The organism is Thermodesulfobacteriota bacterium (assembly GCA_035325995.1).
In the GTDB taxonomy this organism is placed as follows: Bacteria; Desulfobacterota_D; UBA1144; order Nemesobacterales; family UBA2774; genus JADLGH01.
Map to the genome: position 1 here is coordinate 19037 of DAOKYU010000001.1, position 17008 is coordinate 36044.

General features: G+C 60.1%; 18 protein-coding genes and 1 tRNA gene. 18 read left to right on the forward strand and 1 reads right to left on the reverse strand.

Going from position 1 to position 17008, the window contains the following annotated elements:
* Window positions 1–206 precede the first annotated feature (206 nt).
* The 3 genes from PKC29_00080 to alaS all read left to right on the forward strand — a co-directional run bounded on the left by PKC29_00080 (window position 207) and on the right by alaS (window position 5091).
* Window positions 207–1211, forward strand: a complete 1005-nt coding sequence (locus tag PKC29_00080; protein ID HML93809.1) for a PrsW family intramembrane metalloprotease — start codon at window positions 207–209, stop codon at window positions 1209–1211.
* A gap of 156 nt (window positions 1212–1367) precedes the next feature.
* Window positions 1368–2429, forward strand: coding sequence for a 23S rRNA (adenine(2503)-C(2))-methyltransferase RlmN (rlmN, locus tag PKC29_00085; protein HML93810.1), 1062 nt, complete (start codon window positions 1368–1370; stop codon window positions 2427–2429).
* Between the two features lie 28 nt (window positions 2430–2457).
* Window positions 2458–5091: an alanine--tRNA ligase gene (alaS, locus tag PKC29_00090; protein ID HML93811.1), complete on the forward strand. Its 2634-nt coding sequence runs from the start codon at window positions 2458–2460 to the stop codon at window positions 5089–5091.
* Between the two features lie 8 nt (window positions 5092–5099).
* Here the strand turns inward: alaS and rpoH are convergent, their stop codons facing one another.
* Complete coding sequence (rpoH, locus tag PKC29_00095) at window positions 5100–5999, reverse strand: RNA polymerase sigma factor RpoH (protein HML93812.1); 900 nt, start codon at window positions 5997–5999, stop codon at window positions 5100–5102.
* A gap of 205 nt (window positions 6000–6204) precedes the next feature.
* Between rpoH and PKC29_00100 the strand changes: the two genes are divergently transcribed.
* The 15 genes from PKC29_00100 (at window position 6205) to PKC29_00170 (ending at window position 17007) form a co-directional block, all read left to right on the forward strand.
* Window positions 6205–6280 (forward strand) — tRNA-Asn (locus PKC29_00100).
* A gap of 510 nt (window positions 6281–6790) precedes the next feature.
* The gene (locus tag PKC29_00105) at window positions 6791–7012 is read left to right on the forward strand and encodes a hypothetical protein (GenBank protein ID HML93813.1); all 222 of its coding nucleotides are present in this window, start codon (window positions 6791–6793) and stop codon (window positions 7010–7012) included.
* 67 nt (window positions 7013–7079) lie between these two features.
* Window positions 7080–7616 carry a DUF2924 domain-containing protein gene (locus PKC29_00110; protein ID HML93814.1) on the forward strand — a complete coding sequence of 179 codons (537 nt, stop codon included), beginning with the start codon at window positions 7080–7082 and terminating at the stop codon, window positions 7614–7616.
* A complete protein-coding gene (locus PKC29_00115; GenBank protein HML93815.1) occupies window positions 7613–9229 on the forward strand; it encodes a recombinase family protein in 1617 nt (538 codons plus the stop codon). The genes PKC29_00110 and PKC29_00115 overlap by 4 nt, the downstream gene beginning before the upstream one ends.
* The gene (locus tag PKC29_00120) at window positions 9226–9657 is read left to right on the forward strand and encodes a hypothetical protein (protein ID HML93816.1); all 432 of its coding nucleotides are present in this window, start codon (window positions 9226–9228) and stop codon (window positions 9655–9657) included. The genes PKC29_00115 and PKC29_00120 overlap by 4 nt, the downstream gene beginning before the upstream one ends.
* 233 nt (window positions 9658–9890) lie before the next feature.
* Window positions 9891–10565 carry a transcriptional repressor LexA gene (lexA, locus tag PKC29_00125; protein HML93817.1) on the forward strand — a complete coding sequence of 225 codons (675 nt, stop codon included), beginning with the start codon at window positions 9891–9893 and terminating at the stop codon, window positions 10563–10565.
* Between the two features lie 21 nt (window positions 10566–10586).
* Complete coding sequence (locus PKC29_00130; GenBank protein HML93818.1) at window positions 10587–11753, forward strand: hypothetical protein; 1167 nt, start codon at window positions 10587–10589, stop codon at window positions 11751–11753.
* Window positions 11743–12804, forward strand: a complete 1062-nt coding sequence (locus PKC29_00135) for a hypothetical protein (protein HML93819.1) — start codon at window positions 11743–11745, stop codon at window positions 12802–12804. Before PKC29_00130 ends, PKC29_00135 begins: the two co-directional genes overlap by 11 nt.
* A gap of 307 nt (window positions 12805–13111) precedes the next feature.
* Complete coding sequence (locus PKC29_00140) at window positions 13112–13444, forward strand: hypothetical protein (protein HML93820.1); 333 nt, start codon at window positions 13112–13114, stop codon at window positions 13442–13444.
* Between the two features lie 182 nt (window positions 13445–13626).
* Window positions 13627–14214 carry a sigma factor gene (locus PKC29_00145; GenBank protein ID HML93821.1) on the forward strand — a complete coding sequence of 196 codons (588 nt, stop codon included), beginning with the start codon at window positions 13627–13629 and terminating at the stop codon, window positions 14212–14214.
* Window positions 14215–14351: 137 nt separating this feature from the next.
* A complete protein-coding gene (locus PKC29_00150; protein ID HML93822.1) occupies window positions 14352–14666 on the forward strand; it encodes a hypothetical protein in 315 nt (104 codons plus the stop codon).
* The gene (locus tag PKC29_00155; GenBank protein HML93823.1) at window positions 14666–14911 is read left to right on the forward strand and encodes a hypothetical protein; all 246 of its coding nucleotides are present in this window, start codon (window positions 14666–14668) and stop codon (window positions 14909–14911) included. The genes PKC29_00150 and PKC29_00155 overlap by 1 nt, the downstream gene beginning before the upstream one ends.
* 15 nt (window positions 14912–14926) lie before the next feature.
* The gene (locus tag PKC29_00160) at window positions 14927–15682 is read left to right on the forward strand and encodes a PD-(D/E)XK nuclease family protein (protein ID HML93824.1); all 756 of its coding nucleotides are present in this window, start codon (window positions 14927–14929) and stop codon (window positions 15680–15682) included.
* Window positions 15683–15708: 26 nt separating this feature from the next.
* Window positions 15709–16488, forward strand: a complete 780-nt coding sequence (locus tag PKC29_00165; GenBank protein HML93825.1) for an ATP-binding protein — start codon at window positions 15709–15711, stop codon at window positions 16486–16488.
* 24 nt (window positions 16489–16512) lie between these two features.
* Window positions 16513–17007, forward strand: coding sequence for a DUF669 domain-containing protein (locus PKC29_00170; protein HML93826.1), 495 nt, complete (start codon window positions 16513–16515; stop codon window positions 17005–17007).
* The last annotated feature ends 1 nt before the right edge of the window (window position 17008 follow it).

The following is a 17008-nucleotide window of genomic DNA, read 5'->3' on the forward strand; positions in this document are numbered from 1 at the left end:
ATTAATATACCAGTATATCGGCTTCAAGGCATTTGTTTCGGGCGATATTATCTTCAAAACGGAGGGAAGTATCAAGCCCTCGGGGCCGGGCCTAGCCGCCGGCCGCTCTTCGGTGGCTGCGTAGCGCAAGAGAGGCGCTTCATCCTCCTTGTACCGAAAGGATTGTTGTAATTGACGGCGATAGAGCATAATATCTTGGATAATTCATGGACCACGTAATAGTTTTCGTCTCCCTCGTCATGGCTGTCGCCCCTGTGCTGGCGGGACTCCTCTTTGTATGGTGGATAGACCGTTACGACAGGGAGCCGCTGAAGTACCTCTTCGGCGCCTTTTTCTGGGGCGGGTTCGGGGCCGTCATACTGTCGATCCTCGGCACGGAGGCGAGCATAAGGCTCCTCGGCGGGTCGATATACAGCCCCCATTTCGACACTACAGCCGTCCTGGTCGCGCCCGCCATAGAAGAGCTGATGAAGGGGCTTATCGTGCTCTTTTTCCTGAGGCTCCGGCACTTCGACAACATGACCGACGGCCTCCTCTACGGCGCGGCCTCGGGGCTCGGATTCGGCATGACGGAGAATTTCCTCTACTTCGCCCAGTACGCGAGCTACGCCCCCGGGTACGAGTGGCTGAATCTCCTTTTCCTCCGGAGCATGATGACGGCCAACATGCACTGCGCCGCGAGCGCCACGTTCGGGGCGGGGATAAGCAAGCTAAAGGACGGCGGAAGGGAAGCCCTCGTATCGGTCGGCCTCTATTATTTCCTCGCCGTGTTCCTCCACTCGACGTGGAACTTCCTCGTCACGTCCAGGAGCGAGGCCCACTGGACGCTGGCGGTTCTCATATTGTTCTCCTACATCGTGTTCATATTCATAATGTATGCTAAGTCGATCCTGACCGAGCGGCGGCAAAGAGAGGTACAGCTCGCCGAGGAGTTCGACCTCGGGGTGCTTCCCCAGAGATACAGGAAGATACTGATGTCGTACGGCGCCATGAAGAAGAAAGGCTGGTTCCCGAAATACCTTAACAAGGACAAGTACCTTATGCTCGTAAGCCGCCTCGCCCTGAGGAAGTCGTCCTACGAAAAGGCGGGATCGAGGCGGCGGGTCGTGCTCATGAGGGAGATCATGGAGATAAGGGCCGAGCTCGCGAAATTCTCGGAGCTCGTCGGAACGGTCACGGGCGAGGCCGAGCCTCCCGGGCAGGCCGGCTGACCCGGGTGCGGCGGCGTTTCCGGCGCCCCCGGGGCAACCCCCCGATTGCCCCTTATTGACTGTAATTGAGGGGGCTTCCGGCTATTGTATAACCTCACTACCCCCTGTATCCTTACTCGGATAGCGTTTAAAATTAATACGTATTCCGGCGACAATATGAACATCAAGGATTTAAGCCCGGCCGAGCTCGGAGAATTCGTATCGGGGAAGGGGATTCAGCCCTACCGGGCCCGCCAGATAGGTAAATGGATTTACGTGAGGGGGGCGTCGACTTTCGGCGAGATGACCGACCTGTCGAAGGACCTGAGAGAAACCCTCAAGGCATCCTTTACCATCGGCGATTCGATAGAGCTCGCGGGCGAGCAGGTTTCGAAGGACGGGACGAGGAAGTATCTCTTCACCCTCTCGGACGGGAACCGGATCGAAAGCGTCCTCATACCCGATAAAAAGAGGAATACGCTCTGCGTATCCTCGCAGGCGGGGTGCGCCCTCGGGTGCACTTTTTGTCTCACGGGCACCGTGGGGAAAATACGCAACCTGAGGCCCTCCGAGATAATAGACCAGTACCTGATAGTAAACAGGCTCACGTACGACTCCGTAACCAATATAGTCTTTATGGGCATGGGCGAGCCGCTCGACAACCTGGACAACCTCGTCCGGGCTCTCGAAAACCTGACGGACCGTAACGGGCTCGCGCTTTCGCCGAGGCGTATAACGGTCTCGACCTCGGGGCTGGCGCCCGGGATAAAGGAGCTCGGCGAAAGGATATCCGTCAATCTCGCGGTGTCGCTTAACGCGCCTACGGACGAGATACGAAACGAAATAATGCCTATAAACAAGCGCTATCCTATAAAGGAGCTCTTAAAGGCGAGCGTCGGCTTCCCGGTGCCTCCCAGAAAGGCGCTCATGTTCGAATACGTGATGCTGAGCGGCGTGAACGATTCCGACAAGGACGCGTACGACCTCGGCAATCTGCTCTCCGGGATAAGCTGCAAGCTCAACCTCATACCCTTTAACGAGGCGCAGCCGCTTCCCTACAAGTCGCCCTCTATGGAGCGCGTGCTGCGATTCCAGGAGATAGTGATCTCGTTCGGGATTAACGTCAGGATACGAAAGAACCGCGGAAGGGACATACTCGGGGCGTGCGGGCAGCTCGCTGCAACGTACCCGGCAAGGAAAACCGCCGGCGGAAGGGCGGCGGCGGGCGCCGCTATATAATACGAATACGGAAATGACGAAGAATAAAATGACAGGCTCTGAAATAAGAAATCGATTCCTCAAATATTTCGAGGAGAAGGGGCACACGATCGTGAAGAGCTCCTCCCTCATCCCGAAAAACGACCCGACGCTTCTTTTCACGAACGCCGGCATGGTCCAGTTCAAGGACGTCTTCCTCGGGCTCGACAAGCGCGATTACAAGAGGGCGACGTCGTCCCAGAAGTGCGTCCGCGCGGGCGGGAAGCATAACGACCTCGAAAACGTCGGCTATACGTCGAGACACCATACCTTCTTCGAGATGCTCGGCAATTTCTCTTTCGGCGATTACTTCAAAAAAGAGGCGATACAGTTCGGATGGGAGCTCATAACCGACGTTTACAAGCTCCCCAGGGAAAAGCTCTGGGTGACGGTATTCGAAGAAGACGACGAGGCCGAGAAGCTCTGGCAGGAGGCCGAAGGCCTTCTTCCGGGCAGAATAGTCAGGCTTGGAGAGAAAGATAACTTCTGGGCCATGGGCGACACGGGGCCCTGCGGGCCGTGCTCTGAGATACTCATAGACCAGGGCGAGGAATTCGGGTGCGGGAAGCCCGAGTGCGCCGTCGGGTGCGACTGCGATCGTTACCTCGAGCTCTGGAACCTCGTCTTCATGCAGTTCGAGAGGGACAGCTCTGGGGCGCTCAATCCGCTCCCGAACCCGAGCATAGACACCGGCATGGGGCTCGAAAGAATCTCCGCCGTGCTCCAGGGGGTTAAGAGCAATTACGAGACGGACCTCCTCCGCGGGATCATATCCAGGGTCGAAGAGATATCCGGGAAGACTTACGGCGAGGACAGCTCGGCCGACGTGTCGATGAGGGTCATCGCCGACCACGGGCGCGCAGTCACGTTCCTCATCTCGGACGGCGTGTTTCCGTCGAACGAAGGCAGGGGTTACGTGCTCAGGCGAATCCTCCGGCGCGCCGTCCGTCACGCGAAGATGCTCGGGATCGAGGAGCCGTGCCTTTACAGGATAGCCGCGAGGGTCAAGGACATAATGTCCGATGCCTATCCCGAGCTCGAAGAGCGTATCGGCTTCGTCGAGGAAGTGGTCAGGAACGAAGAAGAGAGATTTTTCGAAACTATAGACAGGGGCCTCGATCTTCTTAATACAGAGATCGAAAAAATGGGGGACAGGAAGACCATACCCGGCGACGTCGTGTTCAAGCTTTACGACACGTTCGGTTTCCCCGTCGATCTCACGCAGGACATCGCGCGCGAGCGCGGGCTCGTAATAGACTTCGCCGGCTTCGAAGCCGAGATGGAAAAGCAGCGCGAGAAGTCGCGGAAGGCCTGGAAGGGTGGCGGCGAAGGCTCGCTCCAGCCCCTTTACAGGGACTTCGTCTCGGGCGGCATGCTGGTCAACTTCACGGGATACGACAGGACGAAGGACACGGGGCGCATAACCGCGATTATAAAGGACGGGGCGCTCGTGGACAGCGCCGGCGAGGGCGAAAGCGTCGATATAATAACGGACAGGACGCCATTTTACGGCGAGTCCGGAGGCCAGGTCGGCGACGGGGGAACGATCGAGGCCGAGGGCGGCATCGCCGACGTCACGGACACCAGGAAGCCGCTCCCGACGCTGATCGTGCACCACGCGGTAGTGAAGAAAGGAACGCTGTGGGTGGGCGACACGGTCGACCTCCGCGTGAACGAAAAATTGAGGTACGGGGCTGAAACGCACCATACAACGACACACATCCTTCACGCCGTCCTGAGGGAAGTGCTCGGGACGCACGTCGGCCAGGCGGGCTCGCTCGTCGCCCCGGGCAGGCTCAGGTTCGACTTCACCCACCATTCCTCCATCGACGACAGGGATATAAGGAAGATGGAGGAGATAATAAACGAAAGGATAAGGTGGGACGATACGGTAGTCACCGAGCCCGATGTCCCCTACGACGAGGCGATCAAAAGAGGGGCCATGGCCTTTTTCGAGGAGAAGTACGGGGACAAGGTGAGGGTTGTGACCATAGGCGACTACAGCCGTGAGCTCTGCGGTGGAACGCACCTCGAAAGCGCGGGCGAGGCCGGCCTTTTCAAGATAGTTTCAGAGACCGCGTCTTCCGCAGGCGTAAGGCGTATCGAGGCGCTTGCCGGAGAGGCCGCGTGGAATTACCTCCGCGGGAAAGAAGAAAAGCTCACCGAGGCCGCCAGGGTTTTGCGGGTCCCCGAGTCGGATCTCATTTCGAGGCTGACGAAGCTCATCGAGGAAAACGAGGGCTTTAAAAAGGAGCTCGAAGGCTTTAAGAGCAGGATGCTCACCGAAAAAACAGGCGACCTCCTCCAGAACGTAAAGGAGCTCAACGGCGTGAGCGTGCTCTCCGTCGAGATACCCGACGCCGACCCCGGGCAGCTCAGGCAGGTATGGGACGGCGTAAGGGGGAAGCTCAAGTCGGGCGTGGCCGTTCTCGGAAGCAGGGACGGCGGCAAGGCCTACATACTCGTCGGAGTGACGGACGACCTCAAGAAGAAATACCATTCGGGGAATATTGCAAAGGAGCTCGCGCCTCTCATAGGGGGGAAGGGCGGCGGCCGCCCGGATATGGCCCAGGCAGGCGGGAGCAGCCCCGAGAACCTGCCCAAGGCTCTCGATAAGGTTTTCGAATTAGTGGAAGCCGGCTAACAGAATCTCTATTTACTTATCCCTTCGTCTTCGAGTGCGCTTCTGATTTTCTTTAGGGCTGCGCTTTCGATCTGTCTTACGCGCTCGCGCGAGATGTTGAACTTCGTGCCGAGCTCTTCCAGCGTAAGCGGGTTATCCGAGAGGACGCGTTTTTCTATAATGTACCGCTCGCGGTCCTTCAAGGTTTTCAAGGCGACGTCCATGCCGCTCCTGACCTTTTGCTCCTCCTCGGCCTTGGTGAGTATATCTTCCTGGTTCTCGTCGTCGTCGGCCAGAAAATCGAGGTGCGAAACGTCGTGCTCGCTCTTGATCTCGGCGTCGAGAGAGAGGTCTTTCCCGGTCATGCGCTGGTCCATCTCCATGACGGCTTCGTCCGAGACTTCGAGCTTGTCGGCGAGCTCGTGGTAGTCCTCGGCGCTCAGATTGTCGCCCCCCATTTCGAGCTCGTTCTTTGCCGAGCGGAGCTTGTAGAAGAGCTTTCTCTGCGCCTGGGTCGTGCCGACCTTTACGAGGCTCCAGCTCTTTATTATGTAGTTCTGTATGTAGGCCCGTATCCACCAGACGGCGTAGGAAATGAGCCTGTATCCCTTCGTCGGGTCGAATCCCTTGACGGCGTGCATGAGCCCGACGTTCCCTTCCTGTATGAGGTCCATCGTATTCAGCCCGTAGTTCTTGTATTCGTTTGCGACGCGGACTACGAACTTGAGGTTGGACGTGACGAGCTTTCTCGCGGCCTCGAGGTCGCCGTCGTTCTTGTACTTCATGGCGAGCTTGTACTCTTCCTCGCGGCTGAGGACCGGGTAGTTGCTTATTTCCGCCAGGTATCTCTGTAGAGACGTGGTATGCGCGGGAAGGAGCGCACTTTGCGGGGGAGGATCGACGCGGATTTTATCTTCTTCTTCGGGCATGGGCAGGATACTATACTGTAAATTGGAGTTTGACTATTAGTATACGTTTCGCCGGGCGGCTAGGCAACCGGCAAAATATGGCGCAGAGCCCGTTGCCGAGGGGATTTTCAATAAATTTTACCGGCGATTTGACGATGTTCTCTTGACGGACAGGGTTCCACTGTATAAACTTATTCGCTTTAGTTTTAAGCCCTTACAAATCGGTTCCGGCGTAGCTCAGCTGGCAGAGCGGGTGACTGTTAATCACTAGGTCGGGGGTTCGAATCCCTCCGCCGGAGCCAAAATTCAATCCGCTGATTTCAGCGGTGCTTAGTTAACGCAAGACCCCGTGGGGTGATCCCCTCGGGGTCTCGTCGTTTCCGGCGTGTCCACGCCGACTTACGCCCGCCCGCAGATTTACCCCTATTCTCCGTTTCGAAGCCCGCAGTCCGGGGACCGGGCGCAACCCTGGGGGTTGCGGGCGCTCACCGAAAATGTCCTCTCCGAATTCTCCCGTTCTCCGTTTTTCGAGTCGCCTTGTTTAACAGCCCGGTTGCATCCGGGCACCCGCTTCGACGTTTCGAACTCCCCTCCGGTAGGTATCCGACGAAAGCCGGACCAGTGGGTCCGGCGAAAGCGGATTACCAGACAGCGGAAACGGCCGTGAGATCGGAGACCGTTGTGGGTGCCGGCGGCATCGCCTTCGGGTGGTGTCGGACGGGCTCCAACGGTCTTCTCGACGTCAGGCCGATCCCGCCCCAGCGGCATCCACGACGGCACCTTTACGCGGCCTCCCGCAAAAGGAGGACCGGATGCCGGACAACGAACACGTCCCCGCCTCACTTGAAGAGGTGATATCGGAAATCGCCACGATCCTGGCCCGGGGCTACATGCGCCACCGCAACGGCCGCCGAATCGCCCCAGATTCCGGCAGTGGGGCAGAGCATGTAGCGCAAGTTGAAGAATCTGAGGCGTTTACTTCGATTCGCCTTGATATTCCGGGCCACCGAAGCCTTCATTCATTCACGAGTTAACGCCCTGAGATTGCGGTGCGGACGAACCGCCCGCCGGGGCGAAGCCCATGAACCAAGGAGGTTTCGGATGGAAGCAACAACGTATCAAGAGGTCCAGGGGCTCTCCCGGATGACCGTCGGAGAACTCCGGGACAAGTACCTCGAGGTCTTCGGAGAAGAGACCCGCTCCTACCATAAGGAGTTTCTGCGCAAGCGAATCGCCTGGCGCATTCAGGCCCTGGCGGAGGGTGATCTTTCGGAGCGGGCCCGGCGCAGAGCCGAGGAACTGGCCAACGACGCCGACCTGAGAACGCGGGCTCCGCGTGATCCGGTCGCCTCGGGTTCCTCCGAGGTCAAAGCGAGAACGGCGACCGGCCGCATATCCCCGTCGCGCGACCCGAGGCTGCCTTTGCCCGGAACTCTGCTCGCCCGCGAGTTCCAAGGCCGCGACATTGTGGTCAAGGTACTCGACAACGGCTTCGAGTTCGACGGCCGACGCTACAAGTCCCTATCCGCCATCGCTCAGGAGGTCACCGGGAGCAAGTGGAACGGGTTCCTCTTCTTCGGCATCGCCGATGCCGCGGCCAGAGGCGGGAGCCGCAAACCCGAGAGGAGGAACGAATGAGCAGAAACAATAACCGTGGCCGGGGAGAAGCCCGGGAGTCGGCATCAAGAACCAACGGGACGATCCGTTGCGCCATCTACACCCGCAAGTCCACTGACGAGGGGCTGGAGCAGGAGTTCAACAGCCTCGACGCTCAGCGGGAATCCGCGGAGGCGTATATCGCGAGCCAACGACACGAAGGGTGGGTGTGCATCCCGGATCGCTTCGACGACGGCGGATTCACCGGCGGCAACATGGAGCGGCCCGCCCTCAAGCGGCTCTTCGCCGGCATCGAGTCGGGCGACATCGACTGCGTGGTGGTATATAAGGTTGACCGTCTGAGCCGGTCTCTCCTGGACTTCGCCCGCATGATGGAGCTCTTCGACAAGCACGCCGTGAGCTTCGTCTCCGTCACCCAGCAGTTCAACACGACCAGCTCCATGGGGCGGCTCACCCTAAACATCCTGCTTTCCTTTGCCCAGTTCGAGCGGGAGATCATCTCGGAGCGCACGCGGGACAAGATGTCCGCCGCGCGCCGCAAGGGCAAGTGGGTCGGCGGGATGCCGGTCCTCGGGTACGACGTCGACCCGAAAGGCGGCAGGTTGATCGTCAACGAGGACGAAGCCGTACAGGTCCGAGGGATGTACCAGCTCTACCTGGAGCAGAGAGCCATGATCCCTGTCGTCCAGGAGATCGACCGCCGCGGTTGGCAGACCAAGCGGTGGACCACCAAGAAGGGTCAGGAGCGCGGCGGAAAGCCATTCACCAAAAACAGTCTTTTCCGGCTCCTGACCAACGTGATCTACACCGGCAAGGTTGATTACAAGGGAACCATCTACAACGGCGAACACAACGGGATCGTTGACGTCGATCTTTGGCAGCGGGTGCAGGATGCTCTCCGGCGGAACGGCAGCACCGGAGGAAAAGAGGTGCGCAACAAATACGGAGCGCTGTTGAAGGGACTGCTCTACTGCGCTCCCTGCGGCACGGGGATGGTGCATACCTACACGGCCAAGGACAACGGCAAACGGTATCGCTACTACGTCTGCCTGAACGCGCAGCAACGAGGCTGGGCGTCCTGTCCGACCAAGTCGCTCAACGCGCACGAGATCGAGACCGCGGTGGTCGAACACATCCGAGGCATAGGCAGGAATGAGGAAATCATCGCAGCGACGGCTGCAAAGGTTCGGGAAGAGAGCGGCAAGCGCATGGCGGAACTGGAAACCGAACAACGCGGCCATGAGCGTGAACTCAAACGGCTGCACACCAGAATCCAGAAGCTGGTGAGCGAGTCCTTCACCGCCGTCTCGAACGGAGGGGCTGCCATGGACCAGCTCGCCGACCTGCAGGATCAGATTCGAACCATAGAACAGCGGATGACCGCCATACGCGAAGAGGTCATCACGATCCAGAGAGAAACTGTTGATGAAGGCGACCTGGCCCGGGCGCTGGCGGTCTTCGACCCGGTCTGGGAGTCACTGTCTCCCCGAGAACAATCACGGATCGTCCGACTCCTCGTCGAGCGCGTCGGGTATGACGGGCGGGACGGCAGAGTGACCGTGACCTTCCGCTCACCGGGAGTCAAGGCGCTGTGCAGCGAGGCCGACATCCGCAGCCGGGAGGTGTCGGCATGAGGAATACCGCATCCGACGGGACCTGGCTAAGCCGGTTGGAGATCTCCTTCAGTTTCAAACCCAAGAACGGCAGGAAGAGCGACAACCATCCCCACGAGGCAGACCGAACCATCGAGCCGGGGAATCTGCCCCGCATCTCGAAGCTGATGGCCCTGGCGATCCGCTTCGACGGACTGGTCCGGCGCGGCGAGGTGCGGGACTACGCTGATCTGGCCAGGCTCGGCTATGTGACACGCGCACGCATCACCCAGATCATGAACCTACTCAACCTGGCCCCGGACATCCAAGAGGCGATTCTCTTCCTGCCCCGGACGGTCAAGGGGCGTGACCAGATTCGGGAGAAAGAGGTCCGTCCCATTGCCGCCGTTGCTCAATGGTCACGTCAACGAAAGATGTGGGCGAAGCTCACCGCCGAGCGGATGAGCTGACGCCCCGCTCAGGGCAACCGGCCGCCTCTCTATCCACCCGTCCGATCACCGATCTCTCTTCTCCTCACCCGCCAGCGATTCCTCAAACCCCCTGATTCATGTACATTTTTCTATTGACCTGACGCCTATCAGGTCGTATAATATCAGCCTGTAACGTGGCCGTAGTTTGCCCTGACCGGGCCCTGCGGCTGTTGGTGTTCGACGATAAGCCATTTGGATGGTTGAGGATACACATGAGTCAAAGACCGCGAGGCAGACGCCCCGTTCAGGAAATAACCGAGCCGCAGCGCCGTACATTGAAGGAGATCCGCCTCTTCACGAACCGGCGGGGGTTCCCCCCGACCATGAAGGAACTCGCGGACATCCTCGGAATATCGCACGCCAGCGCCCACGGCCAAGTGAGCCAGCTCGTGCGGAAGGGCTATCTGAAGCGGGAGGCGAGAAAGGCCCGCGGCATCGTCATCTTGCGCGATCCGGAGGATGACGTTCCGGATCTGGTGGCCGTCCCCATCGTCGGCCGGGTGGCGGCCGGCCAGCCCATCTTGGCCGAGGAGAACATCGTCGGCGAGGTGCTGGTCGAAGGCGGGATCGCCCGCTCGGGTCGGTGTTTCGCCCTCGAGGTGACAGGCGACAGCATGGTGGATGCCGGTATCCGGGAACGTGATTTGGTGGTGGTACGCGAGCAAGCTGTGGCGGAGAACGGCGATATTGTGGTTGCCCTATTGGAAGACGAAGCCACGGTGAAACGGCTTTTCATCCGTGACGAGAAAATCGAACTGAGACCGGAGAACCCGAACCATCGACCGATCCCGGTGGGACCCGACGACGGGCTCCGCATCCTCGGCAAGGTCGTCGCCGTCAGGCGGCCCGGCTCGAACACTCAAACGCCGGGGACGGCCTGGCAATAAGAAGCAAGGAGGAAATAACGAATGGCAACGTACAATCTCAGGCGTTTTGCCCATGCCGACGGCCTCAAGGCCATCGCGCGTGAGCATCTATTGGCTCTGCTGAACCCTCACAAGCCCTACTTTGACGGCCGAGGATTGACGTTGCCACCGCCGTCCGCCTCCGACGGCATTGATTACGACCAACTCGTCAATGTTCTTATGAACCCGGATACGGACACGCCGAAGGGCCTGCTCGACGCACTCTACTTTGTGCATGAGATGGCCACGCCCGAAGCTATGGACGTCCTTCTCCAAGAGGCGGAGAACAATGGCATCTCTCTCGACGGGAACCCCGACCCCACCGCGGCCGACGTGGCCGTTCAGGTCTACCTGCAGGACAAGGGCCTTCTCGAGCGCAAGCACGCCGAGCAGTACCTTTTGAAGCCCCGGTCCTTCGAGTATTTTCAGACCGATACACATCCGATCCCTAAGTTCAAACAGCCGACAGCGAAAGCCCTCGTGGCTCTGGAGAAGGACCTCGACGATTGGTTCGAGAAGAAAAAGCGCGGACGGGGATCGAAGGTCTTCGTTTACCCCAAGAAGGATTCCGTGTGGTTTCTGGTGCGCCACGGTGATCCGTTGCGGCGCGAAGGCAGCCTCGACGGCGGTCAGGCTTCGAGCGTCTTCTACCGTCCCGAAAAGTACGACGTGCTGGTTTACGAACCGACCATCGGCGAGATTCGAATGCACGCTTGTGGAAAAGGGGAAAAGGACCTCTTCCGCCAGCAGTTCGGCCGCCATGTGTTCAGCAAGGAGGATTTCTTCCCTGAGACCGGCAAATACACGCTCGAGCCGCTCCGGACCGACGGAGATGCCTCCGTCGTTTGCACGGACGTGGACGGCATGGAATGGGTGCGGCTCAAGGAGATTCAGTTTTTCTGGGGCGGCGCGGAGAAGGAGACCGAGATACGCAAGGCCAACGACGTGTTCGCCGCCTACGCCGGGCGCGGCCGCACCATGCCCCAGAAGGCACGGATCATCCGGGCGAGCTTTCAGGTGAAATTCACCGACTCCAAGACGGCCCGGACCGTGACCATCCGCCCATCGAACATCGCCCAGTACACCAGGGACAGTGACGCCTCCGTGGTCGAAGACTGGCTCACCAAGCGCGGATTCATCCTTGCCGAGCAGGAAGACGATGAGGAATAGACCGACCGGATTCTGGCAGGCACTCGAAACCGTCCCCGGCGCGGCCGCGGTGGATGCCGAGTGGAAAGCCCGGTTCGGGAACGATTATGGGACGGCGAAGGCCTTCCTTCGTCCGAACGGCAAACTGGCGTCTTCACATCCCTGCATGGTTCAACGCGGCTGCGGCTGTGAGCACGAAGTGGTCGTGCACGATCCGGAGGACATTGTCGCCGTCTGCAGGTGCGAACGTGGATGCGAGACCTTTGCCCTGCGACGATCCGACATCGTGGCATATGAGCTGGATCGTCCGGCTCTCGACACGGCGCTCGCCAAGGTCTTCGACCTGATCGAAGAAACCGACGCGGGAACCGACCTTCCCGGCACGACGCGCATCGGCGTTTACTCTCCATACGCCGGATACCGTTTCCCGGTCTACCTGGCCATCCAGATTGAGCCCGATGATTTCAATGAGAGGCTGGACGGTCTTTTGGGGAGAAATGGCACGCCGTTCATCCTCTTGGCTCCCACGCGGGAGCTCTGTTCCGCGAAGGCGGAGAAGCGCCTAACCGACAAGCGGTCGGGCTTCGTGTCCCTGTCGGAGAGCGTGGCCATCGGAGACAAGCGACAACTTCAGCTCCTTCGTCCCCTCGATGAAATCCTGGCACAATTCCGCGGGGTCAATCTTCCGCCTCCGAAGGAGGATGGTGCCACAGCCATTTTCCTTACACCGCCGGATGCATCATGGGGGGACGTGTCGATCCGCTTCAAGGACGGGCATACCGTCTCGGTCAAAGTCAAATCGGCCGGAGGCGTGTTCAATTACACGCAGATGGGCATGGCCAATAAGAAGAATGGGAACCCCACCGTTCAATGGGAGCTGCTCAAGGTATTCGCTGATGAACGTGGAGTATTGGACTGGAGCAGCAACAAGGCCCACAGACGCAACCAGAAACGCCGCGAACTCCTCGCCGCCAACCTGCGCGACTTCTTCCGCATCGAAGGCGATCCCTTCCGCCTGACGGATGACGGAAAGGGCTGGCAGGCACTCTTCCTCATCTCCCCCGACGAATAGCCTATCTTCCGGCCCAGCGAATTTTCGCTGGGCATCCGGAAAAAAAGTTAAAAAAAGTTTCCCCTCCGTAGCCCAGGCATCCGCCTGAAATCTCAGCATTTTCCTGTCCTTCACCATCGACGCGCCGGGCCGTCCCGCCCCTCTCATCGAAATTTCGCCAAAGAGGGGTGACGGTCCGGCGAGACCCTCACCCTGGAAGAAACGCCCGGATGATCCGGGTGAACGCCCCCTGGGAGGTCCATTCGCCGGACCCGCCTCCCAGGGGGCTTTTCGTTGATGCGCCCAAGTGCGCGAAAGGAGGTCCGGTATGACGGATGTTGTGACAAAGGCGGCCCTGACTCCTGCCAGGAAACGCCTGGTCGAGCTGATGCAGGAGGTCAACTACGGGCGGATCGAGGGACTGCGCGTCCAAAACGGCGAGCCGGTCTTCGATCCCCCGCCCACCGTGCTGCGGCTGTTTCTGTTCGGCAAGGACAACGGGCCGAACGAATCCCGCGGCAACGACGGCTTCGCTCTGAAAAAGAAGGTGGCGGAGCTGTTCGAGGTCTTCGACCGGGAGCGTTCGCTCTCGATCCAGGAACTCATGATCGACAACGGATTGCCCGTCCGCATGACCGTGGCGGACGCGGTCCGGGTCTGATTCAGACCCGGCCATAGAGCACGGTCCATCACCAGACAACAGACTGGCCGCAGAGCGGAGGTCGTTGTGGGTGTCGCCGATACCGGCGTACTCGCAACACCTCCGCTCGCTTCGTTTAGAGCGGTCGTCCCGGCATAGGTCGACACCCACACGAGCTCCTCCTCGGCCCCGAGGAGGCTCAGATGGGTTTCGACAAACGCTACGAAGGAATCGACGAGTATGCCGTTCAGATCATCAAGTACAAGGCAAGACAACTGGTCGGACGGGTGGGCTTCACCGAGTCCGACCGCGAGGACCTGGAGCAGGAGATGCTGATGGACCTGCTCCAACGCCTGCCCAAGTACAACCCCGACCGCGCCCAACGCAACACCTTCATCGCCCGCGTGGTGGAACACAAGATCGCCACCATCATCGAGGCGCGGAAGGCCGGACTGCGGGATTACCGGCTCTGCAATTGTTCGCTCAACGACCGCTTGGAAGACGAGGAAGGCGGCTCTGTCGAGCGTATGGAGACCATCGATCAGGAGGACTACCTGCGCCGCACGGGCAGACTTTCACGCCCTGCCTCCGAGTTGCGCGATCTCACCCTCGACGTTCGCAAAGCAATCGAGAAGCTTCCCCCCGAGCTGCGTGAGCTGTGCCGGCGTCTCGATACCGACACCGTCACGGAGATCTCCCGCGACACCGGGATTCCGCGGGGGACGATCTACGAGTCCATCAACAAGCTGCGCGCGATCTTCGAAGACGCCGGACTGAGGGACTACCTCTGATCGTCCGACGGTCCGGGTCCGCCTCCGGTAGGTATTGACCGGGTCGGATGCATGGAAGGCGTCCGAGAGGTCGCCGAAAGCATCCGGCCCGGGCGCGCCCTCCAACAGACCTTACTGAACGGAATGGAGGCAAGATCATGAACCGAGAACTTTACCGATACAACTTCGACTCCAAGGTCCCGATCCGGGACATCGAGGAGTCTCTGCTCCTGGCGGTGCTCGCCGCCGAGAGCCTTCACGGCCGGTCGCTGGTTCGGCTGGACGCGTCCTTCTGCCTGGATTCGCACAAGCGCTCCTGCGTCGTGGATGCGGCGACCGAGGTCGGCCGCGCCATCGCCCGCATCTTCACCGGCTTTCTCACCCGAGAGTTCGGGGAAGAGGCTTTCAAAGTCCAACGCGTGGGTGACGGCCCGGCGATCGGCCCCGAACTCAAAGCCACGGGGGCCGCCTGATGGAAGCGAAAACGACCACCACCTATTCGATGTGGAGCCTGTTCCGCAACTGCCGCAAGGCATGCGAGTGGCGCTACATCCAGGAACTGGTTCCCCTGGAACGGGACCACAACCTGGCCTTCGGCACGGTGATCCACAAGTGCCTGGAAATCTGGCACGGCGGCAGGGACCTGGGACTCGTCCTCGATTTCATCGACCGAACCTACGCCAACCGCGCGCAGGAGGAAGAGCAGAAGCGGGACTAGCACCTGGCCGCAGCGATGATGAAAGGCTACGCGGCCTGCTATGCGAGCGAGGAATTCGATGTCGTCGCCCTCGAAAAGACCTTCGAGGGGAGCATCGTCAACCCGGCCACCGGCGCTTCATCCCGAAGCTTCGTGCTGGCTGGAAAGGTGGACGGCGTCGTCAGGATCGGCGACGAGCATTTCCTGATCGAGCACAAGACCGCCTCGCAGGTGGATGCAGACTACCTGGAGCGGCTCTGGACCGATTTCCAGATCGTCCTCTACTCCCGCTACGTGGAAAAGACGCTCGGCATCCGCATCGCGGGCGTCCTCTACAACATCCTGGTCAAGGCCCGTCTGCAACAGGGACGCGGTGAAACCGAGGCCGAGTTCGAGGCGCGGCGGGCCGATCTGATCGCCAAATCCAAGACCGGCAAGAGCAGCGCCAAACGCAGGCTGCCGGAAAGCGACGACGAGTTTCAAGCGCGGCTGGCCGCCAAGTACACCGAGCCGGGCATGTTCCACCGGGAGATGCTTTATCTCTCCCGTGACCGGTTCGAGACCCTGCAGTCCGAACTCTGGGAACTGACCCAGGCCTTTCTCGACGCGCGCCGTCGCGGCGTCTTCTACCAGAACACCGCCTTCTGTTTCCACTACCGCCGGTCCTGCGCCTATTTCCCGCTCTGCCGCGCCGACGGCAGCACCAACGTCATCGAGAACTTTTACCGCAAAGTCCCCCCGCACGAAGAGCTGCGGGACGAGACCTCGTTCGAAGAGGCTTCGGCTTTTTGAGGACCCCATAGAAAAGGAGAACCGACATGTTGCCTACGAAGAAAAGTCCCCCCAAACAAGATCACGCCGATCTCACGGTGCTGGTTTACGGCCCTAGCAAGATCGGCAAATCGACCTGGTGTTCCCGGTCCGAAGGCGCGCTGTTTCTCGCCACCGAACCGGGGCTGAATTCGCTGGATGTCTTTCAAGTCCCCATCAGGAGCTGGGAAGAGTTGCTGGCCGCCTGCGGCGAAATCGCCGAGGGCAAGCATCCGTTCAAGACCGTCATTCTCGACACGGTCGACAACGCCTACCGGATGTGCAGCGACTACATCTGCGCGAAGTTCAAGATCGAACACGAGTCCGATCTCGGCTACGGCAAGGGCTGGGCGCTGATCAACAACGAGTTTCACCGTGTTCTGACCAAGCTGGCCTTCCTGCCTTACGGACTCGTCCTGGTCTCCCATTCCCAGGAAAAGGAAATCGAGACGCGGACCGGCAAGTACATCCGCATCATCCCGACGCTCCCCGACAAGGCCCGCAAAATCGTGCTGGGCATGGTCGACCTGATCCTCTTCTGCGATCTGGAAGTGACGAGCGACGAGAGCGGCAAACCGGTCTACCGCCGCGTCATGCGCACCAAGCCCAGCCCGCACTACGAGGCGGGCGACCGCACAGGACGGCTTCCCGAAACCATCGACCTCAATTTCCAGGCTTTCATTGAAGCATTCAACAGGCCGGCGGCCGCGCCGAGGGCGAGTGCCCCGCGGTCGGTGCCGGCACCGGGGGACGGGCAGGACAAAAAGCCCGCACCCGCCGGTAAATAAACCCCATAGATGGAGGAACAGACCATGCAGAACGAAGACTACGGACATTTCGACGAGCCCCGCGGCACCGAGGACATCGACCTCGCACAGTTCGACGACGATTTCGCGCATGCCGAGGTCGAGGAACGCGAGTTCGAGACCATCCCGGACGGAAAGTACCAGGTGAACGTCGAGCGGGTGGAGCTGACCCGGGCCCAGACCTCGGGAAACCCCATGCTCAAGTGGACGCTGCGAATCCTCGCCCCGAAGTTCCGGGGCAGGCTCCTGTGGCGCAACAACGTCATGGCCACCCGCGAAAACATCAAGTGGCTCAAGACGGACCTGCACACCTGCGGGCTGGACCTCGACAAGCTCTCCGAGCTTCCGGCCAACCTGGAGAAGCTCATCAATGTCAAGCTCGAGATCACCAAGCGCACGCGCGGCGAGAACGAGAACGTCTACATCAACCGGCGCATCGTGCTCGAAGACGGCGGAGACGAATACGACTCGGCGGCGCGCAACGCCCTGGCCCCGTTCTGAC

Excerpts from the sequence above, each read along its gene's own strand:
- lexA (HML93817.1), top strand. The coding sequence starts at position 9,891 with ATGAGTCAAAGACCGCGAGGCAGACGCCCCGTTCAGGAAATAACCGAG.
- PKC29_00130 (HML93818.1), top strand. The coding sequence starts at position 10,587 with ATGGCAACGTACAATCTCAGGCGTTTTGCCCATGCCGACGGCCTCAAG.
- PKC29_00140 (HML93820.1), top strand. The coding sequence starts at position 13,112 with ATGACGGATGTTGTGACAAAGGCGGCCCTGACTCCTGCCAGGAAACGC.
- PKC29_00105 (HML93813.1), top strand. The coding sequence starts at position 6,791 with ATGCCGGACAACGAACACGTCCCCGCCTCACTTGAAGAGGTGATATCG.
- PKC29_00150 (HML93822.1), top strand. The coding sequence starts at position 14,352 with ATGAACCGAGAACTTTACCGATACAACTTCGACTCCAAGGTCCCGATC.
- PKC29_00170 (HML93826.1), top strand. The coding sequence starts at position 16,513 with ATGCAGAACGAAGACTACGGACATTTCGACGAGCCCCGCGGCACCGAG.
- PKC29_00110 (HML93814.1), top strand. The coding sequence starts at position 7,080 with ATGGAAGCAACAACGTATCAAGAGGTCCAGGGGCTCTCCCGGATGACC.
- rpoH (HML93812.1), bottom strand. The coding sequence starts at position 5,999 with ATGCCCGAAGAAGAAGATAAAATCCGCGTCGATCCTCCCCCGCAAAGT.
- alaS (HML93811.1), top strand. The coding sequence starts at position 2,458 with ATGACAGGCTCTGAAATAAGAAATCGATTCCTCAAATATTTCGAGGAG.
- PKC29_00080 (HML93809.1), top strand. The coding sequence starts at position 207 with ATGGACCACGTAATAGTTTTCGTCTCCCTCGTCATGGCTGTCGCCCCT.
- PKC29_00115 (HML93815.1), top strand. The coding sequence starts at position 7,613 with ATGAGCAGAAACAATAACCGTGGCCGGGGAGAAGCCCGGGAGTCGGCA.
- PKC29_00145 (HML93821.1), top strand. The coding sequence starts at position 13,627 with ATGGGTTTCGACAAACGCTACGAAGGAATCGACGAGTATGCCGTTCAG.
- PKC29_00155 (HML93823.1), top strand. The coding sequence starts at position 14,666 with ATGGAAGCGAAAACGACCACCACCTATTCGATGTGGAGCCTGTTCCGC.
- PKC29_00165 (HML93825.1), top strand. The coding sequence starts at position 15,709 with ATGTTGCCTACGAAGAAAAGTCCCCCCAAACAAGATCACGCCGATCTC.
- PKC29_00120 (HML93816.1), top strand. The coding sequence starts at position 9,226 with ATGAGGAATACCGCATCCGACGGGACCTGGCTAAGCCGGTTGGAGATC.
- PKC29_00135 (HML93819.1), top strand. The coding sequence starts at position 11,743 with ATGAGGAATAGACCGACCGGATTCTGGCAGGCACTCGAAACCGTCCCC.
- PKC29_00160 (HML93824.1), top strand. The coding sequence starts at position 14,927 with ATGATGAAAGGCTACGCGGCCTGCTATGCGAGCGAGGAATTCGATGTC.
- rlmN (HML93810.1), top strand. The coding sequence starts at position 1,368 with ATGAACATCAAGGATTTAAGCCCGGCCGAGCTCGGAGAATTCGTATCG.